Origin of the sequence: Rhodococcus artemisiae (genome assembly GCF_036327795.1) — a bacterium.
Taxonomy (GTDB): Bacteria; Actinomycetota; Actinomycetes; order Mycobacteriales; family Mycobacteriaceae; genus Rhodococcus; species Rhodococcus artemisiae.
In genome coordinates, this window is sequence record NZ_JAUTXY010000004.1 from 79,728 (window position 1) to 104,950 (window position 25,223).

Here is a 25,223-nt window from a genome sequence, read left to right on the forward strand (position 1 = left end):
ATGCGGCCATACGGGCTGCACAGAACCGAGGAGATCACGATGGCGAAGTACCTGCTGCTCAAGCACTACCGAGGCGCACCCGAGTCCGTGAACAACGTCCCGATGGATCAGTGGACCCCACAAGAGGTGGACGACCACATGAAATACATGCAGGATTTCGCGGCAGAACTCGAGAAGACCGGCGAGTTCGTCGACGGCCAGGCGCTTGCCCCCGAGGGCACATTCGTCCGATACGACGGGGAAGGACGTCCACCGGTCACCGACGGGCCCTTCGCAGAGACGAAGGATCTCATCGCCGGGTGGATGGTGATCGACGTCGACTCCTACGAGCGCGCCGTCGCCCTCGCCGGTGAGTTGTCGGCGGCACCCGGCGCCGGAGGCAGGCCGATCCACGAGTGGCTCGAACTGCGCCCCTTCCTTACTGCGCCTCCGACGATCACCGAGTGACATGGACGAACTGCTGCTGAGGGAGCTGACTCCCGCGGTGATCGGCGTCCTCGTGCATCGCGGAGTCGACTTCGCGACAGCCGAGGACGCCGTGCAGGAGGCGCTCATCGAGGCGACCCGGACCTGGCCGGGACGCCCACCGGCGGACCCGAAAGCATGGCTGGTTGCGGTCTCGTGGCGCAAGTTCCTCGATGTATACCGCTCCGAGGTGGCGCGGAGGGATCGCGAGCAACGAGTTGTCGTCGAGCCGCCACCCGGTGAGACCGAGACCGCCGACGACACACTGCGCCTGTTCCTGCTGTGCGCTCATCCGTCTCTGACTCCGACGTCTGCGGTGGCGCTCACCCTGCGCGCCATCGGAGGTCTGACGACCAGGCAGATCGCGTCGGCCTATCTCGTCCCCGAGGCGACGATGGCGCAGCGGATCAGCCGCGCCAAGAAGACAGTCAGCGGTGTGCGGTTCGAGGAGCCGGGTGATCTCGCAACGGTGCGGCGCGTGCTCTACCTGGTCTTCAACGAGGGTTACACGGGAGACGTCGACCTCGCCGCCGAAGCGATCCGGCTCACCCGGCAGCTGGCGGGCATGAGCGATGAGGAGGAGACCGCCGGGCTACTGGCGTTGATGCTGCTGCACCACGCCCGGCGCTCCGCTCGCACGCGCGCCGATGGAACTCTGGTGCCGCTCGCGGAGCAGGACCGCTCCCGCTGGGATACTTCGCTCATCGCCGAAGGTGTGGGCATCCTTCAGGCCGCGTTGGCTCGGGACCGGCTGGGCGAGTTCCAGGCCCAGGCCGCCATCGCTGCCCTGCACGCCGACGCGGTGCGTGTCGAAGAAACCGATTGGGTGCAGATCGTCGGTTGGTACGACGAGCTCCTCCGGCTCACCGGAAGCCCGGTCGTGGCGCTCAACCGTGCCGTCGCAGTCGGTGAGGCCGACGGTCCGGCGGCAGGTCTCGCGGCCTTGGCTGCGGTGGATCCCGGCGTGCCACGCTACTGCGCGGCGGGAGCGCACCTCCACGAGAAGGCGGGTGATCTCGAGAATGCTGCACGGATGTATGCCGAAGCGGCTCGGTCGGCACCCAATCTGGCCGAGCGTCAGCATCTGGCGAGGCAGGCGGCAAGGGTGAGTCAACTGCTGCGGGGATGATGCATGTTTCACGTGAAACGGCGCCCCTGTACGACAATCCGTAGTACCGACGTACCCTGGGCCCATGTCCACCGAACGAAGGCTCGTGGCGCATCTGCGCGGCGGCTTCGTCGGGGGCACTTCCGGTGCGGTGAGCATCGCTGCACACGCGGCCGCCGGGGGAGCGATACCCGGTCAGAGTTCGGCGGTGCTTCTCTTTCTGGCGGCTGTCGCCGTCGGAGCGGTCGCGGCGGGAACTCGGCTTCCCGTGATCGCGGTCCTCGCCGCGGGTCAGATCCTCGGCCACATCGCACTCGCGCTCGAGTTCGAGCACATGCACGCGCCGACTCCCGCCATGGTCGCCGCGCACATTGCAGCGGTGGGCGTCGCCGCTCTGTTGATCACCGGCGCCGAGCGGGGCTGCCGCATCGCCGTGGCGGCGCTGCATCGCCTCGTCCCACGCGCTCACAACGCGCCGCCCGTACGTTCTCGCGTCACCCCGTGCGTCGCGCACCGTCCGCACGCACGTCGTGTGCTTCTCCCCGCTGCCGGGCTCGGCACGCGAGGTCCACCGGCCGTCGTGGCCTGATCTCGACCTCGTTACGAGTCCCCCCGGGATTGCCGCTGCGCGGCGATCGGCGCCGCCGCATGCCCGGAAACAGCATGGAGAACCACAGTGATCAAGACTTTCAGCGCACCGCTACTGCTCACCGCAGCCGCCGTTCTCGTCGCGGGATGCGGCACCGACAGCAACGACACCGCCGCCGCAGACTCGCTCGCCGTCTCGTCTTCCTGGGCGAAGGCAGCCGACTCCGGGATGACCGCCGCGTTCGCGGAACTCGAGAACACCGGCGACGAAGACCTGCGCATCGTGTCGGCGACCAGTCCCGGTGCGGGCAGCACCGAACTGCACGAGATGGTCGCCGGCGACGGCGGCACGATGGTGATGCGCGAATCCGAATCAGGGTTCGTCGTCGAGGCCGGCAGTGTGCACAGCCTCGCGCCCGGAGGTGACCACCTCATGCTCATGGACCTGACCGGACCGATCGTCCCCGGAGCAGATGTGAGCTTCACTCTCACCTTCGACGACGGTTCGACGAAGGACTTCACAGCGCAGGTCCGGGACTTCGCGGGTGCGCAGGAGGAATACGCCCCGGGGCACGGAGGTGAAGAAGGAGCCGACCATAGTGCCGGAGGCGGAGCCGACCATAGTGCCGGAGGCGGAGCCGACCATAATGGCTGACTTCAGTCGTCGGCGCCTGCTGGGCGGTGGTGCCGCGGTGCTCGGTGCGGTCGGTCTAGGTGCGGCGGGCGCGGGAGTTGCTGTTGCAACGCGGGTATCCGAGCGGATGGGCGCGAACACCGTCGAGCCCCACGGTGTGCACCAAGCGGGAATCGACACCGAGCCGCAGGCCTTCGCCACGTTCGTCGCACTCGACCTGAGACCGGATGTCGATCGAGCCGGTGTGATCGGTGTCATGAAGGTGTGGGCCGAGGACACGCGCCGACTCACCCAGGGAGTAGCTGCACTGGGCGACACCGAACCCGAGCTGGCGGTGGACCCCGCGCGGCTCACTGTCACGGTCGGCTACGGAAGTGCCGCGTTCGATGCCTCGGCCTCGGCAGCTGCGCGACCGACGTGGCTTCGGCCGCTGCCGTCGTTCGATATCGACAGGCTCGAGGACCGATGGTCAGGAGGTGATCTGCTGCTGCAGGTGTGCGCCGATGACCCGGTGACGGTGTCGCATGCGGTGCGCACGCTCACCAAGAGCGTGCGGTCGCGTGCGTCGGTGAGGTGGGTGCAGCGTGGCTTCCGGCACGCGGTGGGGACCCGGCCCGACGGACTGACGATGCGCAACCTCATGGGCCAGGTCGACGGCACTGTCAATCCGCAACCGGCGACCCCGGATTTCGATCGCCAGGTCTGGAATGCGGGCGAACCGGCGTGGCTGGCCGGCGGGACGTCGCTCGTACTGCGTCGCATCCGCATGGAGCTCGATACTTGGGATGAGCTCGACCGTCCCGCGAAGGATCTCGTGATGGGGCGCAGGCAATCGGATGGCGCACCGCTGACCGGCACCGCCGAGCACGACGACGCCGACTTCGAGATGGTCGACGACCACGGGATCCCGGTGATCCCACCGGAGTCGCATGTTGCTCGGGCCCGGCCGCGCAGCGCCGACGAACAGTTCCTCCGCCGCGCCTACAACTACGACGACGACGGCGCAGGTCTGTTGTTCGCCGCGTATCAGGGCGACGTGGATCGACAGTTCGTTCCCGTGCAGAAGCGGCTCGCGGAGCACGATGCACTCAACACCTGGACCACTCCGGTCGGATCGGCGGTCTTCCTCATACCGCCTGGATATGGGCCCGATGGGTATCCGGGGGATGCGCTCTTGGAGAACTGACCGAATGTGTGACTCCAGGCTTGCGCAGGGCTAGCCTGTTTGATGTGACGTGGATAACACAGGAACGTCAGGGGTTTGCGTCGCTGCGGGAAGGCGGCCTCAACTGGGACGCCTTCCCGCTTCGGCTCTTCTCGAAGGGCAACGCCAAGTTCTGGGATCCTCACGACCTCGACTTCTCCCGGGACGCCGTGGACTGGGCGGATCTGAACTCGGAGCAACAGCGCAGCTCGACTTTTCTCGTGGCGCAGTTCGTTGCCGGTGAGGAGGCCGTCACCCAGGACATCCAGCCGTTCCTGCGTGCGATGGCGGCCGAGGGCAGGATCGGCGACGAGATGTACCTGACGCAGTTCTGTTTCGAAGAAGCCAAACATATGCAGGTGTTCCGGCTGTGGATGGACGAAGTGGGCCTCACGTCGGATCTGCATCCGTATGTGGCGGACAACCCGTACTACCGCCAACTCTTCTACGAAGAACTACCGCACTCGCTCAAGGTGCTCGATTCCGATCCGTCGCCCGCGAACCAGGTGCGGGCGAGCGTCACCTACAACCATGTGATCGAAGGCAGTCTCGCCCTCACCGGTTATTACGCCTGGCAGAAGGTGTGCACGACACGGGGAATCCTGCCGGGCATGCAGGAATTGGTGCAGCGGATCGGGGACGACGAACGCCGTCACATGGCGTGGGGGACATTCACGTGCCGGCGACACGTCGCGGCCGACGATACGAACTGGAACGTCGTGCAGGAGCGGATGAACGAGCTGCTTCCCATGGCCCTCGGGATGATCGGGTGGGTCAACGACCAGTTCGACGAACAGCCCTACGGACTCGATCCCGAGGAGTTCGTCGCCTATGCGGCGGACAGGGCACAACGTCGTCTGGGGGCGATCGAATCCGCCCGGGGGCGGCCCGTCCAGGAGATCGATCTCGACTACACACCGGAGGTCCTCGAGGAGAAGTTCGGTGCCGAAGACGCAGCGGAACTCGCGTCGATCACCGGGCAGGACACGGCCGAGTAGTCGGAAACCAGGTGGTCAGAGCATGAATGCGAGCACGAGGATCACGACGATCAGCGCACCGATCCCGGCCAGCGCGTATGTGGCCGCCGAAACCTTCGGGCCGACGGGTGGCGCCGGGATGTTCGCGCCACTCAACGCTTCTTGAGCTTCGTCCACCATCTCGGGGACCGAGGAGCCTCCGGTCGAGGATTCTCCGTCCGGATGCGAATCGGTGGTGGCGGCAATTGCCACAGGTAGATCCTCCTCCGAATCGGACTCGCCTTCGCGCAGGCGCGCGAAGCCTCCGGTGAGGACGTCTGTTCTGTCGTACGACGGTGGTAGACCGATGCGTGCCTTCTTCTCTCGCGCGGGTGTGAAGCCGGTAGCCAGGATCGCGGCGCCGAGCGCAGCGGTCTGCTCGGGTCCGGGGCCGACCAGACTCCGAACCATCAGTTTGGTCGCGAGGCTGTTCGCGATGTCCTGAATGTGCGACCGGTCGCGCGCGATGAGCCCGTCGCCCATGACCACGACGGCATCGAGGTTGTGCGGCATCCACCCGAACGCCCCGAGCGCCGTCGCGAGTTGGGCCGCCGGGGAGGGCGCACCCTTGGCGGCGACACGGAAGGCTTTTCCTGCGGGCACACCGGAGCGAACCAGTGTGACGGTGGATCCGGCGTCGTCCACGTGATAGACACCGATGAGCAGACCTGGGGTTTCGGAGATTTCCGAGGCGTACCAGGTCGCGGCGCCCTGGGCGTCGGAGACGAGGTCGACGTGCCGCAATTCTGCGTAGTCGAGTGCGGCGCGGAGCACCGAAACCCTCGACGGATCCCAATGTGACGGGTAGGTGGCGGTGTAGCCGGGGTGGGTGTCGCGGTCCATGCCCCCGAAGGTGGGGAGTGGGTGACATTCGTTGAGGAGACAGTGAACCGCGGTCGCCATGGCGTCCTCGGCGCGGTAGACGCGGCCGTCGCTCGCGGCAATTCCTCCGGGATCTCCCACACGGGACAGGAACCCGGAAAGTGTGCGTGCTTCGTCGATCGTGCGTGTGGAACCGCCGAGTTGAGAGTTGCCGTCATGGTCGATGTGCAGGACCGTGTCGCGGGCGATGACAACGGGATCCGGGGTGCCGGGCTCGTTGGACGCCACCACGGCTGTGGAGACAATCCTGCCTATCCGAAGCCCTACCCCGATTGCCATTCGAACCCTCCCTGTAACGATTCGCTTACATCATGCCCCCAAACACTTCCGGGAGGGCGTGGCACGCCGTAGTGGGGATTACCGTAACCCGCGCCTGCTTCCTGTATCCGCTTACACTCCAGCAATGAGATCGCGCGATGGGGTATCTGCTGTCGGATCGTTCGGGGAGATGGTTCTTCGCCGCGCACCTCACCCCGTCGGACTTGCGGTCGCGCTGTTCTTCTTCGCCCAGTCGATGACGCCGTCGCTGCTGCCACGTGTGTGGTACCTGCAGGGCGTTGCCACGGGTATCTCGGTGGCCACAGGTTATGGGCTCGGATGCCTTGTTGCCTGGATTCTGCGTAGGTGCGGTGTGCAGCCACAGTGGTCCGCGACAACACGCCGATACGGATGGTGGGTGCTGGCTGCCGTCGCGGTCGTCGTGATTCCGACCTTCCTCGTTCTCGGCTCGTGGTGGCAGCAGATCGTTCGCGAATTGGTCGGCCTCGAACGACTCGAACGCCTTCTGTACCTGCCTGTTCTGCCCGTCGCTGTGTTGGTGGCACTTGTGTTGATCGCAATGGCACGCATTCTGCGGTTCGGGGTGGTGTGGCTGTCCGCGTTGTCCGCACGATTCATGCCCGACGGGGTAGCGAAGGTCGCCGCGATCGTCGTCGTGGTGGTGTTGCTCGTCGTGATCTTCGACCACGGTCTGTACCGAGGAATCCTCTCGGTGGCAGAGGGTTCCGCAGCTGCATCCGATCACGGGACGGCAGACGGAGTGAATCGACCGGCTGCGCCCGAGCGGTCGGGTTCACCGGACTCGTTCGAAGACTGGGACACGCTGGGGCGAGAGGGGCGAACTTTCGTCGCCGGCGGTCCCACTGCTGACGAGATCGCCGACGCCACCGGCGAACCGGCGCTCACACCGATCCGCGCGTATGTAGGTAAGGAATCCGCCGACACGGTCGCGGAAGGCGCCGAGAGAGTTGTCGCGGAGCTGGAACGCGCGGGTGCGTTCGAGCGGTCGGTGGTGGCAGTGGTGACCACGACCGGACGTGGCTGGGTCAACGAGAATGTCGCAGGCGCACTCGAATTCGTGAGCGGTGGTGATTCGGCGATCGCGGCCATGCAGTATTCGTTCCTGCCGAGCCCGCTGGCATTTCTTGCTGATCGGGAGACTCCGCAGGATGCCGGACGCGCGTTGTTCGACGCGGTGTACGAGCGGTGGGACGAACTGCCCGAGGACGCTCGTCCGAAGCTCGTCGTCTTCGGGGAAAGTCTCGGATCATACGGAGGTCAAGCAGCTTTCGCCTCCGGTGATTCGATCGTCGAACTCACCGACGGGGCGTTGCTCGTGGGCACCCCGAACTTCGCGGAGCCGTGGGGGAGGATCACCGAGGGGCGCGATGAAGGTTCCTTCGAGCGGCTGCCTGTCGTCGACGGTGGCCGGAACATCCGGTTCGCGTCCGTTCCGGACGATGCGGATCTTCCCGCCGAGTGGGAGCTTCCGCGGGTGGTGTTCTGGCAGCACGCGAGTGACCCGATCACGTGGTGGTCGTTCGATTTGATCCTGCACAAGCCGGACTGGTTGCGGGAACCGCTCGGCCCCGACGTGGACCCCGGGATGCGCTGGATTCCGTTCGTGACGTTCTGGCAGGTAACGCTCGACATGGTCTTCTCCGCGGAGGTGCCCGACGGACACGGTCATTCGTATGGTGTGGACGCAGTCGATCTGTGGGCGGACATTCTGCCTCCGTCAGGGTGGAGCAGTGACGACACCATACGGGTGCGGGAAGCTCTTTCCGGCAGGTCACAGAACGCGGAGCTGCAAGCTACTGCCGAGTAGATACATGTTACATTTCGTACCGCCGTGATGGGCGGCACACATTTGCGAGGCACGACTTGTCCGAGACACGAGCTTTTCGGGACACGGGCTTTTCGGGGCACGGACTTTTCGAGACACGGAGGAATTCATGGCGAGTCGCACCCGGCGATGGGGGATGACGGCGGGTTTGGCGTCCGCGACGCTGATGGCCGGATTGTTGGCCGGCCCGGCGACCGCGAATGCTGAAGGAGACTTCTACCAGCCGCCGGAGGTGCTCGGGGGAGCGCCGGGCGACCTCATTCGCACCGAATCATCCGATCTCGCGATCCGCGTACCCACTCCTGATGGCGTGTTCCCTGCGCAGGGGACGCGGCTGCTGTACCGCAGCAATGACGCCAACGGCGACGCGAACGCCGTGAGCGGCACTTACCTGGAACCGTCCATGGCGTGGAACGGGCCGGGTGAGCGACCTCTGATCGCGTTGGCTCCCGGGACGCAAGGCCAGGGCGACCAGTGTGCACCGTCCAAGGCCCTCAACCATGTCGTGCAGTACACGCCGCCGCTCGATCTCTTCACCGAATACGAACTGATCTCGATCAACGCCATGCTGTTGCAGGGCATCGCTGTGGTGATCACCGACTACGACGGTCTGGGAACCCCCGGGCACCACACATACGTCAACCGCGCCGCCGAAGCACACGCGTTACTCGACTCCGTCCGTGCCGCCCAGAACCTGCCCGAGACCTCCATCTCGGAAGACGGACCGGTCGGCCTCTTCGGCTACTCGCAGGGTGGCGGTGCTGTGGCGGCCGCGGCCGAACTTGCGCCCAGCTATGCCCCGGAACTCGATCTCGAGGGTGCCTACGCAGGTGCTCCGCCGGCAGATCTGGTCGCGACGCTCGATCAGATCGATGGCACCGCCCTCACCGGCGCCATCGGTTACACCATCAACGGTCTGGTGGAGGCATACCCACAGCTGGCGGACGTCATCGACGCCGAGATCAACGATCGTGGTCGCGAGATGCTCGCGGCGGTGGGGAATCAGTGCCTGCCCGAGACCCTGTTCCGTTTCGGTTTCCAGCAGACCAGCGATTACACGCGTACGGGCGAACCGCTTGGTGTGGTGATCGGGCGGATCCCCGAGGTCCAGGAGATCATCGCCGAACAGCGCATCGGACTGCGGGCGCCGCAGATTCCGGTGCTCGTGCAGCACGGCACTCAGGACGACACCGTGCCGTACGGCCAGGGTCGGCAGATGGCGTCGGATTGGTGCGCCCAGGGCGCCACGGTGCAGTTCTCCCCGAACAACACCCCGCCGATCCTTCCCGGATTCATCGTCAACCATGCACTACCCATGCTCGGGGGGATGCCCGAGGCCGTGGCGTACATGAATGATCGCTTCGCGAGCAAGCCCGCACCGTCCAATTGCGGCGCATTCTGATCCCGACACGACCGTAGGATTCGGCCCACACTCCGCGAGTGTGGGCCGAATTCTGTTTCGGCTACGCGGGATTCTGTGTCGGTTCGAAGCGGCGCGCCAGGTTCTCGTCCGACGACGGCCCCGGTGCCCATTCGGAGATCCACGGGCCCGTGCCCTCACTCTGATCGAGGACCCCGTTCTCGAGCCACGTGTACCGGCCCTCGAGCACGCCGTGAGTGAGTGCGTCGTCGGCGTCGTCGGTGTTGGTCCACAGCCCATCGAAGAGCGCCTCGACGCGAATGCGCGCCTGATCGCAGAACGTATCGGCCAGCACGAAGGCATCCTCGGCGCCGGGGTGTCCGTCGGCACGTTGCCGTTCGGCGCGGACGCAGCACGCCGCCATCGCGAACAGTTCGGCACCGATGTCGACTATGCGTCCCAAGAAGTTCTGTCGCTTCTCGAGCCCGGCCTGCCAGCGGGCCATCCCGTAGAACGTAGACCGGGCGAGCTTCCGAGAGGAGCATTCTACGTACCTGAGATGGGGAGCCAGAGCACCGAATTCGGCGTAGGACTTCGGGAGCTGGCCCTTGCCGGTCACCAGTTTGGGGAGCCACTTGGCGTAGAACCCACTCGCTTTCGCTGCGGCCTTCGCTTTCGCTTCGACGGAAGCCTTCGGATCGGCGAGATCACCCGCGGCCTTCAAGTGCGCGTCGACCGCCTCTCGTGCGACGAGCAGCCGCATGATCTCGCTCGACCCTTCGAAGATCCTGTTGATACGCAGATCGCGCACCAATTGCTCTGTCGGTACGGCACGTTCGCCGCGCGCCGCGAGCGACTGCGCGGTCTCGTAACCGCGACCGCCGCGGATCTGTACGAGCTCGTCGGCGATGATGCACGCCATTTCGCTGCACCACAGTTTCGCGAGCGCGGCCTCGATGCGGATATCGTTGCGCTTCTCGTCGCACATCTGTCCGGAGAGCTCCACGACGGACTCGAGCGCGTAGGTCGTGGCAGCGACGAACGAGATCTTCGATGCCACCGCGGCGTGTTCGCCGACGGGCCTTCCCCACTGGACCCTCGCCGACGACCATTCGCGCGCGATCTTCAGCGACCACTTTCCCGCCCCCGCACACATCGCGGGAATCGCGAGGCGACCGGCGTTGAGGGTGGTCAGCGCGATCTTGAGGCCGTCGCCTTCACGTCCGATGAGATTCCGGGCGGGAACACGCACCTTGTACATGCGTGTGACGCCGTTTTCGATGCCCTTCAACCCCATGAACGAGTTGCGTCGCTCCACCGTGATGCCCGGAGAATCTGCTTCGACGACGAACGCTGAAATCCCGCCCCGATGACCGTCGCTGCGGGGCACTCGGGCCATCACGACGAGCAGTTCGGCGACGACCCCGTTGGTGGTCCACAGTTTGACGCCGTCGAGTTCGTACGCATCGCCGTCGTCGATCGGGGTTGCTGTCGAGGCGAGTCGTGCGGGATCGGAGCCGACGTCGGGTTCGGTGAGCAGGAACGCGGAGATTGCGCCCTTCGCGCATCGCGGAAGGTATTCACGTTTCTGCTCGTCGGTACCGGCGAGCGCGAGAGGCTCGGGCACGCCGATCGACTGGTGGGCCGACAACAGCGCGCCGATACTCGGATGCACGCTCGCCACCAGCGTCAATGCGCGGTTGTAGGCCACCTGGGAGAGCCCGAGTCCGCCGTATTCGGGCGTGATCTTCATGCCGAAGCATCCGAGATCGGTGAGGCCGGCGACGTAGTCGTCGGGGATCTTCGCGTCGCGTTCGATGACGCCGCCGTCCATCGTCCGGCACAGGTTCCGAAGTTTCGTGAGGAACTCTTCGGTACGGGCGTCTTCGTCCGGAGTGGGTCGCGGGAACGGGTGGACGAGGTCGAGGGTGAGCCGTCCGAGGAACAACTCCTTCGCGAACGAGGGCTTGTCCCAGTCGGCTTCACGTGATTCTTCGGCGACTGCGCGTGCTTGTTCTTCGGTGACGTGCGCGGATCCGGTCATGATGCGCCTCCATCGGAGAGTGTCTACCAGCGAGTATCCACTCTTCTGTGGTAAGCGTCATACAGTTTGAGCGGATTCGATACCGACCGGTAACTCCGACGGTCCCGCGCGAGGGGGATGCCCGGGGTCCCCCTCCAGCGGGATGTGCAGCGACCAGGTCTTTCGTAGCGTCGAAGCCATGATCGATGTACAGAACCTGACGAAACGGTTCGGCGACACGACGGCGGTGGAGAACCTGTCATTCGAGGTCGGGCCTGGCCGCGTCACCGGCTTTCTGGGCCCGAACGGTGCCGGGAAGACGACCACGATGAGGATCGTGCTCGGTCTGGATTCCCCATCCTCGGGGGCGGCCACGGTCGCGGGCAGTGCCTACCGGGACCTCCACGATCCGATGCGCACGGTCGGAGCCCTGCTCGCCGCCGGACACGTCCATCCCGGACGCAGCGCACGCGACCATCTGCGGATGCTCGCCGCGGTCGGAGGGGTCGGTGACTCCCGCGTCGATGCCGTCCTCTCGACAGTCGGGCTCGCCGATGCCGCCTCACAGCGGACCGGTGCATTCTCGCTCGGCATGTTGCAGCGACTCGGTATCGCCGCCGCGCTGCTGGGCGACCCACCGATCCTGATCCTCGACGAACCTGTCAACGGCCTCGACACCGACGGCATCCGCTGGGTGCGGTCGCTGTTGAGGACATTCGCGGACGAGGGCCGCACGGTATTGCTGTCCTCCCACGTCATGAGCGAAATGGAACTCATTGCAGACCATCTCGTCGTCATCGGCGCCGGACGATTACTCGCCGACGAACCGCTGCGCGACTTCATCGATCGGCACAGCGGCCATTCGGTGCGGGTGGCGTCCGCCGCCGATGTGGCATTGGGTGCTCGGTTGCGTGAGCGGGGCGCCCACGTCGACGTCGACGGCGGGGGACTGCTCGTGCGCGGACTCGACGCGCGCACGATCGGTGGCATCAGCGTGAGTGCGGAAATACCGCTCACCGAACTGATTCCGATCCGAAAGACTCTCGAGGACGTCTACACCGGACTCGTCGAGGAGCACGGCCGTCACCGTGCGAAGACGGAGGTGTACTGATGTCGGAGCGCAACATGATCCGATCAGAGCTCATCAAGATCCGAACGGTTCGGAACCTGCGATGGCTGCCCATGGCCGCGACACTGCTCGTCCCGGTGATGGCGGTGTTCGTCGGACTCACAGGAAGCCTGAACGCCGACGACACGATCCTCGGTGGGGCACTCACCGGTGCGATCCTCGGGATGGCCGCGCTGGGCGTGTGGGGCGCGCTCGTGATCACGAGCGAATACTCGTCCGGCACGCTCACTCCGATCCTGATCGCGGCTCCCGTGCGGCACACGGTTCTTGCTGCGAAGGCCGTGGTCGTCGCGACGGTCGCGTTCGTGGCTGCGCTGCTCTCGTGCACGGTCGCTCTCGGTCTCGGCCTGCTCACATTGGACACGAACGTCTACGTTCTCGGCCAACCCATGCCGGCCTTGCTCGGCATCGCCGTGGCGTTCTCGGCCGTCGCGGTGCTCGGAACGGTGTGCGGCACGGTGGTTCGTTCCTCGGCCGGCGCGGTGGTGGTGGTCGTCGCGATCCTGATCCTGCCGGAACTGTTCGGGCCACTTCTCGGCGATCTGCAGCCCTGGGTGACGGGTGCGGCACCGTCCGCCGTACTGATCAAGCTGTCGCAGAGTGCCGACGCAGCACCGGAACTGATGGGATCGTTGGGAGGGTGGCCGTCCCTGCTGATCCTGCTCGGATACACAGCCGTGGCGTGCGTGGTCGCGGCGGTGCTGTTCGACAGGCGCGACACGTGATCGCCCGCGCGCGCTGGATGATCGTGGTGGTTCCGGCCGCCGCGATCTTCCTGTTCGTCGTGGTCCTCCACACCCTCACCTCGGATACGACGATGCCGGATCGGTCCGCGGCCGTCTTCGCCCTCCTGCAGGCGGCGGCGTTGGTGTCCACCGCGTTCCGTCCGTGGGTGGGGTGGGGTATGTCGTTCGCCGCGACACTCGGCGCGACGGTCGTCGTCGGTGACGGGTTGTGGGTCGACGCCATGATCAACAGTCACTTCGTTGTCCTCGCTGCCGTTGGGCTGAGGGTCCGTCCACGATCGGCCGTCGCGATGTGGTGTGTACTCGCTGCCGCGACCGTTGCACTCGCGGTGATCGGTGGTGCCGCAGGAGAAGCGGTCGAGACGCTGGTCCTCGCAGCCGTCGTTCTCGTCGCCGCAGGTGCAATCCGTGCCGCAGTGCACGCGCGCCGCACACTCGCCGTCGAACGCGATGCAGCCCAACATGATCGAGAGCGCGCTGCGGTATTGTCGGAACGCGCGCGGATCGCGCGGGAGTTACACGACGTGGTGGCCCACCACATGTCGGTCGTCGCTATCCAGGCGCAGGCCGCCCGATACCGGGTGACCGATCCACCACCCGAGCTGACCGACGGGCTCGACGCGATCCACTCGAGCGCAACCGAGGCGCTGACGGAGATGCGCCGGATCCTGGGGGTGCTGCGATCGGAAGCCGACGAGATGACACCGTCGCCGCGCCTCGCGGATCTGCCGCGGCTGCTCGATGGGGTCCGTGACGGCGGGGTCGACGTGCGCGACCGGGTCGACGGCGATGTCCGGGAACTCCCGGCCGGCGTCGAACTCTCCGCCTACCGGATCGTGCAGGAGGCGGTGAGCAACGCCGTTCGACACGCGCCGGGCGCCACGATCGACGTGCATCTCGCCTACGGATCCGATGACCTGCGTCTCCGGATCCGTAACGGACCGGCCCGCGAACCGGTTCGTGACCTTGCGGGGGCCGGGCAGGGAATGATCGGGATGCGTGAACGGGTCGCTGCACTCGGCGGACGGCTCGAGACCGGTCCCGAACCGGAGGGCGGGTTCGTCGTCGAGACCGTCCTGCCCGTGGCCGAAGGAGTGCGATGACCCGCAACACGACGACTGCGGTGCGCGTCGTGATCGCCGACGATCAGCGCATGGTCCGGGAAGGGCTGTCGGTCGTGCTCGGCGCGCAAGCAGGGATCGAGGTCGTCGGTGAGGCCGCGAACGGGGCCGAGGCCGTGGCCACGGCAGCGGCACTCGAGCCGGACGTCGTGCTGATGGATATCCGGATGCCGGAGATGGACGGTCTCGCCGCCACCCGTCGCGTGTGCGCCGACGTCCCCGCCACGAAAGTCCTCGTGCTGACCACATACGACCTGGACGAATACGTATATCAGGCGTTGCAGGCGGGAGCGAGCGGATTTCTGCTCAAAGACGCGTCTGCCGCGACACTCGCCGACGCGGTGCGCATCGTTGCAGCGGGCGACGCACTTCTGGCGCCGAGCGTCACCCGGCGTCTACTGGGCGAGTTCGCCCGACTACCCCGCGACACACCGCGCGTGCCCACCTCACCGGAACTGACGCCGCGCGAGAACGAGGTGCTCGTGTTGCTGTCGCGTGGACTGTCGAACGCCGAGATCGCCGCGGAGTTGTTCATCGGTGAGCAGACGGTCAAGACCCACGTGGGCCGCATCTTCGACAAGTTGGCACTGCGTGATCGAACGCAAGCGGTGATCTACGCGTACGAGAACGGAATCGTCGCGCCCGGCGACCGGTGACCGCGGCGGCCCCGCAGCAGTTCATGGGCAAGGGGGCGCGAGCGTCGCGGTCAGTCCGGCGAACAGGATGTCGAGCCCCCGCTCGAGTTCTGCCGCACCGTCGTACGAGGCAAGAACCGGTGCGAGACCACGTAACAGGGGGAAGTCGCCGATCGGAAGTCGGTGCAGCCCCAGGCGCAGCAGGTCGTCGGATTCTTCGGGTCGCTCGACCCGTTCTTGTAGTTCGTCGAGGACGTGACCGTGCAGGAAGCCGAACAGTGCTCGATAGACCTGCAGGGCGTCCGACGAGCCGAAACCCGCGCGGGTGAGCAGCCTCAGAATGTCCTCGAGCGGACGTAGTGTGCCCAGTGGACGCAGTCCGAGCGGCGTCGCCAAGGGCCGGGTGACCAACAGTGGCACCACGTGCGGATGGTCGAGCGCCAGCCGGCGGAAGTCGCGCGCGACCTCGCGGAGCTGTGTCACCCAATCACCGTCCGCGGAGCCGACAGTGAGCTGATCGAGGACGATTTCGGCGACTCCGTCCAGCACGGCGGCCTTGCTCGGTGCGTGCCGGTACAACGTCATCGGATCGCGACCCAGGACCTTTCCGAGACGTCGCATCGAGAACCCATCGATTCCGTCGTGATCGATGATTTCGAGTGCGCGCGAAAGGATCAGCTCTCTGGTGACCGGTCCGTTGTCCGGAAGGTCGTGGGGTTCGGCCGTGCGACGCGCGGGTGTATCCGCCATGACAGGCTCTCCCTTCGGCCTTCTCCTCACTGTAGACCCGAACCGTAGGTCTACACCGTTGACATGCGGTGGAATTCGGCGTTGACTGGTGTTACTACCGGCCGAACCGGACGCCCCGAACCACGCTTGCGTTGCGGGATACCGGATGTCCGAACCGGAAGCGATTGTCATGGCTATCACCGACATCGAGGAATACGCCCACCTCACGCGGGAGGATGTCGAGGCACTCAGCGACGAACTGGACCGCATCCGCCGCGCGGTCACTGTCTCACTCGGAGAAGCGGACAGTGCATATATTCGTCGCACCATCGCCTTTCAGAGAATTCTGGACATCTCGGCGCGGTTCGTGATCATCGGCAGCAGGTCCACGGCCGCATGGGCGCTCGGGACGACGGCCCTCGCGGTGGCCAAGAGCGTGGAGAACATGGAGATCGGGCACAACGTGTCCCACGGCCAGTGGGACTGGATGAACGACCCGGAGATCCACTCGGGTACCTGGGAGTGGGATCAGGTGGGGCCGTCCCTCCAGTGGAGGTACGCGCACAATTACCGCCACCACAAGTACACCAATGTGGTCGGTATGGACGAGGATGTCGGGTTCGGAGTCATGCGAGTGACCCGTGACCAGGAATGGCGGCCGATCCACCTGATCCAACCGCTGCAGAACCTCCTGCTCGCCGCAACCTTCGAGTGGGGGATCGCGCTACACGACCTTCAACCACCGGAGCAGGCCGACAGAGGCCGGCGGGGTCTGCGGCCTCCGGTCCGGGCGCTGCTCGGCAAGATCGGTCGTCAGGCAGGTAAGGATTATCTGCTCTTCCCTGCGTTGAGCGGACGCCGATGGCGTCGAACATTGAAGGCGAATCTCCTCGCCAATCTGCTGCGAAACGTGTGGGCGTACATGGTGATCTTCTGCGGCCACTTCCCCGACGGAGCCGAGAAGTTCACCCTCGAAGAACTCGAGAACGAGACCCGGGCGGAATGGTATCTGCGGCAGATGCTCGGAACTGCCAACTTTCGGGCAGGGAAGGTGATGGCATTTCTGTCCGGTAACCTCTGCTATCAGATCGAGCACCACCTGTTTCCCGATCTGCCCAGCAACCGGTACGCAGAGATTTCCACTCGCGTGCGGGAACTGTGCGCGAAGTACGAGTTGCCGTACACCACCGGTTCGCTTGCGCACCAATACTTCTTGTCGATGCGCACCATCCACAAACTCGCGCTGCCCGATCGTTTCCTGCTCGCGAACTCCGACGATGCGCCCGAGACATCCTCGGAGCGAAAGTTCCGCACGCCCGGCGCCGTGCGGATCACAGCGGCGGACTCCGACCGGACTATCGGCCTCGTCACCGCGCTACAGGCCCTGCGCACTTCCCGGCGCACCCGCCGGTGGAGCTTCGACATGGCCCGATCCGCCAGGATGTGACCGGCGAGACCCTCGTGGATCAGTTGCCGGTGGGCTCGTTGTCGGCGACGACCGGCTGCAACCGCGGCGGCTCCGCCGCGACGGGCGGGAAGGACGGGCGACGACTGCGGTAGAAGGCGACACCACCGAGGACGACGGCGCCGAGAACGCCGGTGATGAGTAGCGCCTTCCGTCCGCCGCGCGACTTCGGATCGGCCTTCTTCACGGTGCTTTTGTCGGCCAGGGCCTTCTCAGTGGCCGCCTTGATCAGCGGAGATGCCTCTTCCCGTGCGCGACGTGCGCGAGCAGCGAGTTCTTTGGATGCCTCGACACCCTTGCGAGCGACGACGAGGCCGGCGGCTGCCGACCCCTGGGCCAACGCCACAGCACCGTCGCCGGCGACCCGCAGTGCACCTCCGAGATTGGTCGTGTCGTCGATCGGACGTACGAGGTCGCGGACAGACTCGGGGAGGGCACTATCGGAAAGGGACTCGCTCACACTCGTCATGGCTCCACATTGCCACACCGGTTCATCCTGCCGGCAGAAGCTAGTCAGGCGTATCACAGTCGGAGGAGTGCCGCGCCCGACGACACAGGGATGGCAACATGGGGGTGTGACTTCACCCAACCAGACAGCAACCGCCACTCTTCACACCAACCGCGGAGACATCGTCATCTCCCTGTTCGGCAACCATGCGCCGAAGACGGTCGAGAACTTCGTCGGCCTGGCCGACGGCTCGAAGGAGTACAAGACCCAGAACGCGAAGGGCGAGGCCACCGGCCCGTTCTACGACGGTGCGATCTTCCACCGGATCATCGACGGCTTCATGATCCAGGGCGGCGACCCGACCGGCACCGGTCGCGGCGGCCCGGGCTACCAGTTCGGCGACGAGTTCCATCCCGAACTGCAGTTCGATCGTCCGTACCTCCTCGCCATGGCGAATGCGGGGCCGGGCACCAACGGTTCGCAGTTCTTCATCACGCTCGGCCCGACCCCGCACCTGAATCGTCGCCACACCATCTTCGGTGAGGTCGTCGATGCGGAGTCCAAGAAGGTCGTCGATGCCATCGGTGCCACCGCGACCGACCGCGGCGACCGCCCGACCGACGACGTCGTGATCAACAGCGTCACCCTCGCCTGAGTCAGAAACACAGTCTGATCAGAAACACAGTCTGAGAGAGAAATCATGACGAACCCCGGCTGGGGCCCGGCGGCCGAGGGGGGCGGCCCCGCGTCTCAGCCGCGGTGCGTCCGTCACCCCGACCGCCCCACACTGCTCGCGTGCACGCGGTGCGGACGACCGTTCTGCCCCGAGTGCCTGCGCCCCGCATCGGTGGGACATCAGTGCGTCGACTGTGTCGCCACTGCACAGCGCTCCACACCGCAGGCCCGGACGATCGCCGGTGCGCCCGTGCGCACCGACCGTCCGACTCCTCTGGTCACGTACATCCTCATCGCGCTCAACGTCGTGATCTTCGGGGTCACCGCCGCGCAGTCCGGCAGCGTGATGAACAACGAGCAGGCGTCGCGCCTGTTCTTCGACTGGGCGCTGTGGCCGCCCATGATCGCTGCCAACGGCGACTACATCCGTGTCGTCGGCAGCGGTTTCCTGCACTACGGCCTGATGCACCTGGCCGTCAACATGTTCGCGTTGTGGATCATCGGCCGCGACACCGAACTGGTGCTGGGCCGTGCCCGCTATCTCGCGGTGTATGCGGTGTCGATCATCGGTGGGTCCGCGGCAGTGATGTTCCTGCAGCCCGATGCGGTCACCGTCGGTGCGTCGGGCGCAGTGTTCGGCCTGCTCGGCGCCCAGGCCATCATCCTGCTGCGGTTGCGTCGTAGCCCCGCTCCGGTCCTCGCCGTGGTCGCGCTCAACATCTTCATCAGCATCACGATCCCCGGCATCTCCCTGTGGGGACACCTCGGCGGCCTGGTCGCGGGCGCCGCGTCGACGGCTGCCCTGCTTTACGCGCCGCAGTATCTCCGTGCCGGCACCGACCGGAACAAGATCGTCCGCACGGGATGGATCGCACTCGCTGCGGTGGCGGTGGTGTCGCTCGTGCTGGTAGTGCTCGCCGTGCTGCGTCTGCGCTCTCAGTTGGGGGTGTGATCGGGCGCAAGCCCGTGCACCGCAAGTGCGTCGTACACGTCGCGGGGGTCGGTGCCCAGATCCCATCGTCCGAAGATCATCAGCCGTTCGTCGCCGGTATCGGGGTCGAGCGTGTCGATTTCGAGCATCGGCACCCGCCGCCCGAGCCGTGGGTATTCGACGATGCGCACGCGGTGCAACTGCGAGCGCGGGAATTCGCGACGACCGGTCAGTCGGGTGGTCGCGATTCCCGACGCCGGTCCGTCGGCGCCACCGAGCACCTGGAGCCGGGGGCGTTGACGGACCGCCGAGAGCGCCATCGAAAGCACGAGTAGCGCAGCGAATCCGATCAGAAGCCGGCCCACCGCGTCGGGAACCGCGAACACCGCGGCCACCGCGAGGACGACTCCACCGACAGCGAGAGCCGCGACGGCGACGGGCGGCGTCGCCCATTCGAGTGGGGATCGAGCGGTCATGCCGCTGCTTCCGCACAGTTGTGCACAGGTTTCTCCACAGGTGGGGATGAATCACACGTGTGTAATCCGGCGGCGTCGGCGGTCGTCAACGCCACTTCATCGTCATGATCAGACCCGCCACCATGAAGCCGAATCCGATGAGGAAGTTGTATGCACCCAGGCTGTTCATGAAGGGAATGTGTTCTGCGGCGAGGTAGTACACGATCAGCCACAGCAGTCCGATGATCATGAGGCCGAGCATCACCGAGACGTAGATGCTGCTCGACGGTGCAGCCTTCACCTTCACCGGTGTCCGGCTGACCGACCTTCCGACCGCGTCGTCCTTCTTCTTTCTGACCTTCGACTTGGGCATGGTGTCCTCGCTGGTACGACTCCGCCTCCTGCAGGTCGGCAGAGTAGGTTGGGCATCTACCTGTGATGTACACGCTAACGCAGTAGCCGAAACGGAGGTTCGACGTGTCGAACGGTCGGCTCCCCCCTCTGGCCTGGGGATCCGCGACACTCGTCGTGTGCCTGGTCGCAGGGCTGCTGCTGGGCACCACGCGCGGTGTGTCCGACGGTAGCGAACTGCGCGCGAGCGACTCGCCGCGCCTGTCCGACCTCGTGCGCGTAGCGCAGTCCGAGTCGGACGATCTCGCCGCGACCCGCGACGCGCTGACCATGCAGGTGGCGCAGCTCCAGAGCGGTGCGGCCACCGACGACGACAAGGTCGCCGCCGTGCTCGACCAGCTCACCGCACTCGAGGATCCGGCGGGACTGACCGAACGACAGGGCGCCGGCGTCACCGTTACGCTGACCGATGCACCGCGCGATGACGATGGCCGCTATCCGGCAGACGCCTCGCCCGACGACCTCGTCGTGCACCAGCAGGACGTGCAGAGCGTGCTCAATGCGATGTGGGCGGGCGGAGCCGAAGCCATCTCGATGCAGGATCAGCGGATCGTCGCGACGTCGGCGCCCCGTTGCATCGGCAACACCCTCCTGCTGCACGGACGCACCTATTCGCCGCCGTACGTCATCACGGCACTGGGCGATCCCGCGAAGATCGCGGAGTCACTCGACGCCGAACCCGGAGTGCGCGTCTACAAGCAGTACTCCACGCGCTACGGCCTGGGTTTCCTGCAGCAGGCCGGTTCCGATCTCACCGTCCCTGCCTACACCGGCGGAGCCGCAGCGCGATAACTCGGTGAGTACTCTTCTCACCATGCGCATTCTCGTCGTCGACAACTACGACAGCTTCGTGTTCAACCTCGTGCAGTACCTCGGTCAGCTCGGGACACGGGTGGAAGTGTGGCGCAACGACGACGAGAGGCTGACCGCGCCCGGTGCACTCGAACAGGTCGTCGATGAGTTCGACGGCATCCTGCTCAGCCCCGGCCCCGGTACCCCCGAACGCGCCGGTGTCAGCATCGACCTCGTCAAGGCCTGCGCCGCCGCACGCACGCCGCTGCTCGGCGTGTGCCTCGGCCACCAGTCGATCGGTGTCGCATTCGGCGGAACCGTCGACCGTGCCCCTGAACTCCTGCACGGAAAGACCAGCCTCGTGCACCACGACGGCACCGGCGTCCTGGCCGGTCTGCCCCGCCCGTTCACCGCAACCCGTTACCACTCGCTGACCGTGCTCCCAGAAACGATGCCCGACGAACTCGTCGCCACCGGGCAGACCGACAGCGGTGTGATCATGGCGCTGCGGCACGCGGAACTACCCATCCACGGTGTGCAGTTCCATCCCGAATCGGTGCTCACCCAAGGTGGTCATCGCATGCTGGCGAACTGGCTCGCGGTGTGCGGCCGGGCGCCGGAGGAAACGCTGGTCGCGAAGCTCGAGGGCGAAATGGCTCGGGCGCTCGACGGCGGTGCCGCCTGACACCCGGGCCACCGCAGGGGCACCTGAGCACGCCGCTCACGCACCGCGACGGCCCCTCCGATGGAGTGAGGCCGCCGCGGCTGTGACTTCGGGAGCGCTGTGTCAGCGGATGCCGAGTACCCCCACGCCGACACTCACGGTGTCGGTCTTGGAGATCTCCGAACCGGGCGGCTGCTGCTGAGTGATGATCGTGCCCACGAGACCGGCGTCGAGAGTGGCCTCACGTGTCTGCACGAGCTGCGCGGCCGAGCCGGTCCAGCCGGCCGCACGGAGCGCCGACAAAGCCTGTGACACAGAGCGGTTGGTCAGCACAGGCATCTCGATCCGGTCGCCGTTGGAAACCTGGATCGTGACGGTGCCTCCCCGATCGGTGGTAGCGCCGCCGGAAGGGCTGGTCGACACCACGGTGCCGGCCTCCTCGCCCGATTCGACCTGCTCGACGACGACCTCGAATCCGGCGCCCTCGATGTTGCCGCGCGCGACCTCTTCTGCCTGGCCCACGACGTTCGGGACACGGACCTGTTCGGGTCCGGAGCCGAGCGTGATGGTCACCGTGGACGCACGATCGATGTTTGCGCCGGCCGACGGGTTCTGCTCGACGACGGTGTCGATCTCGTCCTCGTCGGACGGTGCTCGCAGCATGTTCGGGTCGAGACGCAGGCCGACCGAGTCGAGTTGCTGGGCGGCCCTCTCCTGCGAGAGCCCGTCGAGCCGCGGGATCTGCACCTGTTCGGGTCCACTCGAGACCTCGATGGTGACCGTCGAGCCCTCGTCCGCCTGGCTACCCGGCACCGGTCGTGTGTTCACGACGTTGCCCTCGGCCACCACCGAGTCGGGCTTCTCCTGCAGGGCCACCCGGAAGCCGCTGTCCTGGAGCTGACTCTCGGCCTCGCTCGCCGCGAGATTACGGACGTCGGGGATCGCGACCTGGGCCGCGGTGGACCCCGGGCCCAACGACCACAGGAACACACCGACGATGCCCACGACGATCACGGCCGCGACACCGAGCAGGATCTTGCGGAGTGCCGAACCGCCGTCGCCTCCGGAATCGTCGCCGGCGGCGACGCCCCCCGCAGCGCCGGCTGCGGCAGCGGGACGGTAGTGCCGGCCGGTGTTCTGCTCGACCGAGTCGATCAGAGTGGTGCGGTCTTCGTCGGTCATGACCATCGGTGCGCTGGGCCGCTGGCCGCTGAGCACCCGGATCAGGTCGCTGCGCATCTCTGCCGCGGACTGGTAGCGATTGGCGGGGTTCTTCGCCATCGCCTTGAGGATCACCGAATCCAGCTCGGGGGGTACCTGCCGGTTCACCGACGACGGCAGTGGCGGATCCTCACGAACATGCTGGTAGGCGACCGCGACGGGAGAATCACCTTTGAACGGGGGCTCTCCGGTCATGATCTCGAACAGCACGCAGCCCACCGAGTAGACGTCGGAGCGCGCATCGACCTGCTCGCCCCGCGCCTGCTCGGGCGACAGGTACTGAGCAGTGCCGATCACTGCGGCGGTCTGCGTCATCGGGCTCGACGCGTCGGAGATCGCGCGGGCGATGCCGAAGTCCATGACCTTGACCGCGCCGGCCTTGTTGATCATGACGTTGGCGGGTTTGACGTCGCGGTGCACGATCCCGTTGCGGTGACTGAAGTCGAGCGCCGCGCACACGTCGGCGATCACCTCCATAGCCCGCTTCGGCGCCATCGGTCCCTCGCCGCGCACGATGTCGCGCAACGTGTCGCCCTCGACGAATTCCATGACGATGTACGGGATCGGGCCGGCTTCCGTTTCGGCTTCACCTGTGTCGTACACGGCGACGATCGCCGGGTGGTTCAGTGCTGCCGCGTTCTGGGCCTCGCGGCGGAACCGCAGGTAGAACGTAGGGTCGCGCGCGAGATCGGCGCGCAGAACCTTGATCGCCACGTCACGGCCGAGCCGTAGATCCCGTGCCAGATGCACCTCGGACATGCCACCGAAGCCGAGAATCTCACCCAGCTCATAGCGTGAGGAGAGCTTGCGCGGTGTGGTCATGACGTTCCTTGGGTGTCCGGCGGTCCGTTGTTCGTACCGTTGCTGGCTGCGGGTTGGTCGCCTCCCGTACCGCCGTCGCCGGTTCCCTCACCCGAAGCGTCGCCCGGAGGCGCCTCTCCTTCTTCGACGGGTTGCGTCGTGGTGGCGGTCGTGGTTGTCGGTGTCGCGGTGGTTGTGGTGGGCGCGGGTGTCGTGGTGGTCGGAACCTCCACGGTGGTGGTCGGTTCGACCGTGGTCGGAACCTCGACCGTGGTGGTCGGTTCGAATGTGGGCGGCTCTGTCGGGACCGGTAGCGGAGCGGTCCACTCCGACGTCGTGGTCTGCGGGGGACGTGTCGTGGTGGGCTGCTGCGTCGTCGTGGTGATCTGTGTGGTCGGCGACGGTCCGGTATCGGGTTCGTCCTCACCGTTGGTGAGCAGGACGACGCCCAGTGTGACGAGTGCCAGCACGATCGCCACACCCGCAGCCCATGCGAGTGCGGTGGGGCTCGGGCCCTTCCGGTCGTCACCTCCACCTTGCGCCGCAGCCGCACCGCTGTAGGGCGGGCCGGTCGTCGGTGGTTGCGAAGATCCGGTGTACGGCGCCTGTGTGTAGGCGGTGGGTGCGTACTGCTGCGTCTGTTGGGACTGCGTCTGTTGCGACGACTGCATCGGCACCGTCGTCGTCGCCCCGGGGACACCCGGAGGCAGCACCCGGTTCGCACTCGTCACCGGCGGCACGTTCCCCGGGGGCGGCGCGGGCCGGCCCGACCGCACGGCCGACACGGCATCGGCGAACTCGCCACCGCTCGAGTACCTGTATTTCGGATCCTTCGTCATCGCGATGTCGATGAGGTCGTGGACCTCGTGCGGGAGGTCGGCGGGTAGCGGCGCAGGAGTTTCCTGCACGTGCTTCATCGCGACCGTGACGACGCTCTCCCCGAGGAAGGGGCGCCGACCGGACAACACCTCGTAGCCGACGGCACCGAGCGAATACACATCGCTCGCCGACGTCGCCTCCTGGCCGAGGGCCTGCTCCGGCGCGATGTACTGCGCGGTCCCCATGACCATCCCGGTGCGCGTGACAGGCGACGCGTCGACGGCTTTCGCGATACCGAAGTCGGTGATCTTCACCTGTCCGGTCGGGGTGATCATGATGTTGCCGGGTTTGACGTCGCGATGCACGACACCCGCGTTGTGCGCGGCCTGAAGCGCCCGGCCGGTCTGCTCGAGCATGTCGAGGGCCTGTGGCAACGACAAACGGCCGACACGCGAGAGGACTGCGTTGAGAGGCTCGCCGTGTACCAGTTCCATCACCAGGTAGGCGACGGACTGCCCTTCCTCGTCTGTCGTCTCGCCGTAGTCGAACACACCGGCGATACCCGGGTGGTTGAGTTGCGCCGTGGTGCGCGCCTCGAACCGGAACCGGGTCAGGAAGTCCTGGTCGTGGGACAACTCTGCCTTGAGGACCTTCACCGCGACACGACGGTCGAGCCGTGTGTCCAGGCCTTCCCAGACCTGTCCCATACCGCCCGTGGCGATGAGTCGCGTGAGGCGATATCGGTCGGCGACCATGGCGCCGCTGTACAAAGCCAT

Annotated in this window: 25 protein-coding genes; 17 read left to right on the plus strand and 8 right to left on the minus strand. The window is 66.2% G+C overall.

The genetic code is table 11. From position 1 onward, the window contains the following. The first annotated feature begins 39 nt into the window (after positions 1–39). The 6 genes from Q7514_RS10355 to Q7514_RS10380 all read left to right on the plus strand — a co-directional run bounded on the left by Q7514_RS10355 (position 40) and on the right by Q7514_RS10380 (position 4,997). Positions 40–447 carry a YciI family protein gene (locus Q7514_RS10355; RefSeq protein ID WP_330133166.1) on the plus strand — a complete coding sequence of 136 codons (408 nt, stop codon included), beginning with the start codon at positions 40–42 and terminating at the stop codon, positions 445–447. 1 nt (position 448) lies between these two features. Next, positions 449–1,594, plus strand: coding sequence for an RNA polymerase sigma factor (locus Q7514_RS10360; protein ID WP_330133167.1), 1,146 nt, complete (start codon positions 449–451; stop codon positions 1,592–1,594). A 64-nt stretch (positions 1,595–1,658) separates the two neighbouring features. Then, the gene (locus tag Q7514_RS10365) at positions 1,659–2,162 is read left to right on the plus strand and encodes a hypothetical protein (RefSeq protein ID WP_330133168.1); all 504 of its coding nucleotides are present in this window, start codon (positions 1,659–1,661) and stop codon (positions 2,160–2,162) included. A gap of 90 nt (positions 2,163–2,252) precedes the next feature. Next, positions 2,253–2,816, plus strand: a complete 564-nt coding sequence (locus tag Q7514_RS10370) for a copper chaperone PCu(A)C (protein ID WP_408016074.1) — start codon at positions 2,253–2,255, stop codon at positions 2,814–2,816. Beyond that, positions 2,809–3,981 (plus strand): Dyp-type peroxidase, encoded by a 1,173-nt coding sequence (locus Q7514_RS10375; RefSeq protein WP_330133170.1) that lies wholly within the window; start codon positions 2,809–2,811, stop codon positions 3,979–3,981. Before Q7514_RS10370 ends, Q7514_RS10375 begins: the two co-directional genes overlap by 8 nt. Before the next feature lie 44 nt (positions 3,982–4,025). After that, positions 4,026–4,997, plus strand: coding sequence for a R2-like ligand-binding oxidase (locus Q7514_RS10380; protein WP_330133171.1), 972 nt, complete (start codon positions 4,026–4,028; stop codon positions 4,995–4,997). 15 nt (positions 4,998–5,012) lie between these two features. On the opposite strand, the gene Q7514_RS10385 is transcribed toward Q7514_RS10380, so the two are convergent. Further along, on the minus strand, positions 5,013–6,176 hold the full coding sequence (locus Q7514_RS10385; protein WP_330133172.1) for a hypothetical protein: 1,164 nt from the start codon (positions 6,174–6,176) through the stop codon (positions 5,013–5,015). 169 nt (positions 6,177–6,345) lie between these two features. Here Q7514_RS10385 and Q7514_RS10390 point away from each other — a divergent pair, with 169 nt between their 5' ends. Together Q7514_RS10390 and Q7514_RS10395 are read left to right on the plus strand one after the other, a co-directional pair. Continuing rightward, positions 6,346–8,004 (plus strand): alpha/beta hydrolase, encoded by a 1,659-nt coding sequence (locus Q7514_RS10390; RefSeq protein ID WP_330133546.1) that lies wholly within the window; start codon positions 6,346–6,348, stop codon positions 8,002–8,004. A gap of 127 nt (positions 8,005–8,131) precedes the next feature. Continuing rightward, the gene (locus Q7514_RS10395) at positions 8,132–9,424 is read left to right on the plus strand and encodes a lipase family protein (RefSeq protein WP_330133173.1); all 1,293 of its coding nucleotides are present in this window, start codon (positions 8,132–8,134) and stop codon (positions 9,422–9,424) included. 61 nt (positions 9,425–9,485) lie between these two features. On the opposite strand, the gene Q7514_RS10400 is transcribed toward Q7514_RS10395, so the two are convergent. After that, positions 9,486–11,426 (minus strand): acyl-CoA dehydrogenase family protein, encoded by a 1,941-nt coding sequence (locus Q7514_RS10400; RefSeq protein WP_330133174.1) that lies wholly within the window; start codon positions 11,424–11,426, stop codon positions 9,486–9,488. A 178-nt stretch (positions 11,427–11,604) separates the two neighbouring features. Here Q7514_RS10400 and Q7514_RS10405 point away from each other — a divergent pair, with 178 nt between their 5' ends. From Q7514_RS10405 to Q7514_RS10420, 4 genes are read left to right on the plus strand one after another with little or no spacing between them, the layout of a single operon-like run. Continuing rightward, positions 11,605–12,516 carry an ATP-binding cassette domain-containing protein gene (locus tag Q7514_RS10405; RefSeq protein WP_330133175.1) on the plus strand — a complete coding sequence of 304 codons (912 nt, stop codon included), beginning with the start codon at positions 11,605–11,607 and terminating at the stop codon, positions 12,514–12,516. Next, positions 12,516–13,259, plus strand: coding sequence for an ABC transporter permease subunit (locus Q7514_RS10410; RefSeq protein WP_330133176.1), 744 nt, complete (start codon positions 12,516–12,518; stop codon positions 13,257–13,259). Before Q7514_RS10405 ends, Q7514_RS10410 begins: the two co-directional genes overlap by 1 nt. Beyond that, positions 13,256–14,383 carry a sensor histidine kinase gene (locus Q7514_RS10415; protein WP_330133177.1) on the plus strand — a complete coding sequence of 376 codons (1,128 nt, stop codon included), beginning with the start codon at positions 13,256–13,258 and terminating at the stop codon, positions 14,381–14,383. Before Q7514_RS10410 ends, Q7514_RS10415 begins: the two co-directional genes overlap by 4 nt. Beyond that, positions 14,380–15,057 carry a response regulator transcription factor gene (locus tag Q7514_RS10420; protein ID WP_330133178.1) on the plus strand — a complete coding sequence of 226 codons (678 nt, stop codon included), beginning with the start codon at positions 14,380–14,382 and terminating at the stop codon, positions 15,055–15,057. The genes Q7514_RS10415 and Q7514_RS10420 overlap by 4 nt, the downstream gene beginning before the upstream one ends. 21 nt (positions 15,058–15,078) lie before the next feature. Here Q7514_RS10420 and Q7514_RS10425 read toward each other — a convergent pair whose 3' ends face one another. Beyond that, positions 15,079–15,786: a TetR/AcrR family transcriptional regulator C-terminal domain-containing protein gene (locus Q7514_RS10425; protein ID WP_330133179.1), complete on the minus strand. Its 708-nt coding sequence runs from the start codon at positions 15,784–15,786 to the stop codon at positions 15,079–15,081. Positions 15,787–15,955: 169 nt separating this feature from the next. Here Q7514_RS10425 and Q7514_RS10430 point away from each other — a divergent pair, with 169 nt between their 5' ends. Next, positions 15,956–17,212 (plus strand): fatty acid desaturase family protein, encoded by a 1,257-nt coding sequence (locus Q7514_RS10430; RefSeq protein ID WP_330133547.1) that lies wholly within the window; start codon positions 15,956–15,958, stop codon positions 17,210–17,212. 19 nt (positions 17,213–17,231) lie between these two features. Here the strand turns inward: Q7514_RS10430 and Q7514_RS10435 are convergent, their stop codons facing one another. Then, positions 17,232–17,699: a hypothetical protein gene (locus Q7514_RS10435; protein WP_330133180.1), complete on the minus strand. Its 468-nt coding sequence runs from the start codon at positions 17,697–17,699 to the stop codon at positions 17,232–17,234. A 106-nt stretch (positions 17,700–17,805) separates the two neighbouring features. Between Q7514_RS10435 and Q7514_RS10440 the strand changes: the two genes are divergently transcribed. Beyond that, complete coding sequence (locus tag Q7514_RS10440) at positions 17,806–18,333, plus strand: peptidylprolyl isomerase (RefSeq protein ID WP_330133181.1); 528 nt, start codon at positions 17,806–17,808, stop codon at positions 18,331–18,333. 45 nt (positions 18,334–18,378) lie between these two features. Then, positions 18,379–19,305 (plus strand): rhomboid family intramembrane serine protease, encoded by a 927-nt coding sequence (locus Q7514_RS10445; protein WP_330133182.1) that lies wholly within the window; start codon positions 18,379–18,381, stop codon positions 19,303–19,305. Here Q7514_RS10445 and Q7514_RS10450 read toward each other — a convergent pair. Continuing rightward, the gene (locus Q7514_RS10450; protein WP_330133183.1) at positions 19,290–19,760 is read right to left on the minus strand and encodes a PH domain-containing protein; all 471 of its coding nucleotides are present in this window, start codon (positions 19,758–19,760) and stop codon (positions 19,290–19,292) included. The genes Q7514_RS10445 and Q7514_RS10450 overlap by 16 nt on opposite strands. 85 nt (positions 19,761–19,845) lie before the next feature. After that, on the minus strand, positions 19,846–20,112 hold the full coding sequence (gene crgA / locus Q7514_RS10455) for a cell division protein CrgA (protein WP_054717134.1): 267 nt from the start codon (positions 20,110–20,112) through the stop codon (positions 19,846–19,848). A 104-nt stretch (positions 20,113–20,216) separates the two neighbouring features. Between crgA and Q7514_RS10460 the strand changes: the two genes are divergently transcribed. Both Q7514_RS10460 and Q7514_RS10465 read left to right on the plus strand, forming a co-directional pair. Further along, positions 20,217–20,942: a DUF881 domain-containing protein gene (locus Q7514_RS10460; protein ID WP_330133184.1), complete on the plus strand. Its 726-nt coding sequence runs from the start codon at positions 20,217–20,219 to the stop codon at positions 20,940–20,942. Between the two features lie 22 nt (positions 20,943–20,964). Further along, positions 20,965–21,627 carry an aminodeoxychorismate/anthranilate synthase component II gene (locus tag Q7514_RS10465; RefSeq protein ID WP_330133185.1) on the plus strand — a complete coding sequence of 221 codons (663 nt, stop codon included), beginning with the start codon at positions 20,965–20,967 and terminating at the stop codon, positions 21,625–21,627. Between the two features lie 102 nt (positions 21,628–21,729). On the opposite strand, the gene pknB is transcribed toward Q7514_RS10465, so the two are convergent. Together pknB and Q7514_RS10475 are read right to left on the minus strand one after the other, a co-directional pair. Continuing rightward, the gene (gene pknB / locus Q7514_RS10470) at positions 21,730–23,649 is read right to left on the minus strand and encodes a Stk1 family PASTA domain-containing Ser/Thr kinase (protein WP_330133186.1); all 1,920 of its coding nucleotides are present in this window, start codon (positions 23,647–23,649) and stop codon (positions 21,730–21,732) included. Further along, on the minus strand, positions 23,646–25,223 hold the full coding sequence (locus Q7514_RS10475) for a serine/threonine-protein kinase (protein WP_330133187.1): 1,578 nt from the start codon (positions 25,221–25,223) through the stop codon (positions 23,646–23,648). The genes pknB and Q7514_RS10475 overlap by 4 nt, the downstream gene beginning before the upstream one ends.

Bases quoted from the DNA above. Each gene is read 5' to 3' on its own strand.
- Q7514_RS10385 (WP_330133172.1), bottom strand. From the start codon at position 6,176: ATGGCAATCGGGGTAGGGCTTCGGATAGGCAGGATTGTCTCCACAGCC.
- Q7514_RS10445 (WP_330133182.1), top strand. From the start codon at position 18,379: ATGACGAACCCCGGCTGGGGCCCGGCGGCCGAGGGGGGCGGCCCCGCG.
- pknB (WP_330133186.1), bottom strand. From the start codon at position 23,649: ATGACCACACCGCGCAAGCTCTCCTCACGCTATGAGCTGGGTGAGATT.
- Q7514_RS10420 (WP_330133178.1), top strand. From the start codon at position 14,380: ATGACCCGCAACACGACGACTGCGGTGCGCGTCGTGATCGCCGACGAT.
- Q7514_RS10355 (WP_330133166.1), top strand. From the start codon at position 40: ATGGCGAAGTACCTGCTGCTCAAGCACTACCGAGGCGCACCCGAGTCC.
- Q7514_RS10450 (WP_330133183.1), bottom strand. From the start codon at position 19,760: ATGACCGCTCGATCCCCACTCGAATGGGCGACGCCGCCCGTCGCCGTC.
- Q7514_RS10430 (WP_330133547.1), top strand. From the start codon at position 15,956: ATGGCTATCACCGACATCGAGGAATACGCCCACCTCACGCGGGAGGAT.
- Q7514_RS10395 (WP_330133173.1), top strand. From the start codon at position 8,132: ATGGCGAGTCGCACCCGGCGATGGGGGATGACGGCGGGTTTGGCGTCC.
- Q7514_RS10410 (WP_330133176.1), top strand. From the start codon at position 12,516: ATGTCGGAGCGCAACATGATCCGATCAGAGCTCATCAAGATCCGAACG.
- Q7514_RS10465 (WP_330133185.1), top strand. From the start codon at position 20,965: ATGCGCATTCTCGTCGTCGACAACTACGACAGCTTCGTGTTCAACCTC.
- Q7514_RS10390 (WP_330133546.1), top strand. From the start codon at position 6,346: ATGGTTCTTCGCCGCGCACCTCACCCCGTCGGACTTGCGGTCGCGCTG.
- Q7514_RS10405 (WP_330133175.1), top strand. From the start codon at position 11,605: ATGATCGATGTACAGAACCTGACGAAACGGTTCGGCGACACGACGGCG.
- Q7514_RS10375 (WP_330133170.1), top strand. From the start codon at position 2,809: ATGGCTGACTTCAGTCGTCGGCGCCTGCTGGGCGGTGGTGCCGCGGTG.
- Q7514_RS10425 (WP_330133179.1), bottom strand. From the start codon at position 15,786: ATGGCGGATACACCCGCGCGTCGCACGGCCGAACCCCACGACCTTCCG.
- Q7514_RS10400 (WP_330133174.1), bottom strand. From the start codon at position 11,426: ATGACCGGATCCGCGCACGTCACCGAAGAACAAGCACGCGCAGTCGCC.
- Q7514_RS10475 (WP_330133187.1), bottom strand. From the start codon at position 25,223: ATGGCTTTGTACAGCGGCGCCATGGTCGCCGACCGATATCGCCTCACG.
- Q7514_RS10435 (WP_330133180.1), bottom strand. From the start codon at position 17,699: ATGACGAGTGTGAGCGAGTCCCTTTCCGATAGTGCCCTCCCCGAGTCT.
- Q7514_RS10365 (WP_330133168.1), top strand. From the start codon at position 1,659: ATGTCCACCGAACGAAGGCTCGTGGCGCATCTGCGCGGCGGCTTCGTC.
- Q7514_RS10360 (WP_330133167.1), top strand. From the start codon at position 449: ATGGACGAACTGCTGCTGAGGGAGCTGACTCCCGCGGTGATCGGCGTC.
- crgA (WP_054717134.1), bottom strand. From the start codon at position 20,112: ATGCCCAAGTCGAAGGTCAGAAAGAAGAAGGACGACGCGGTCGGAAGG.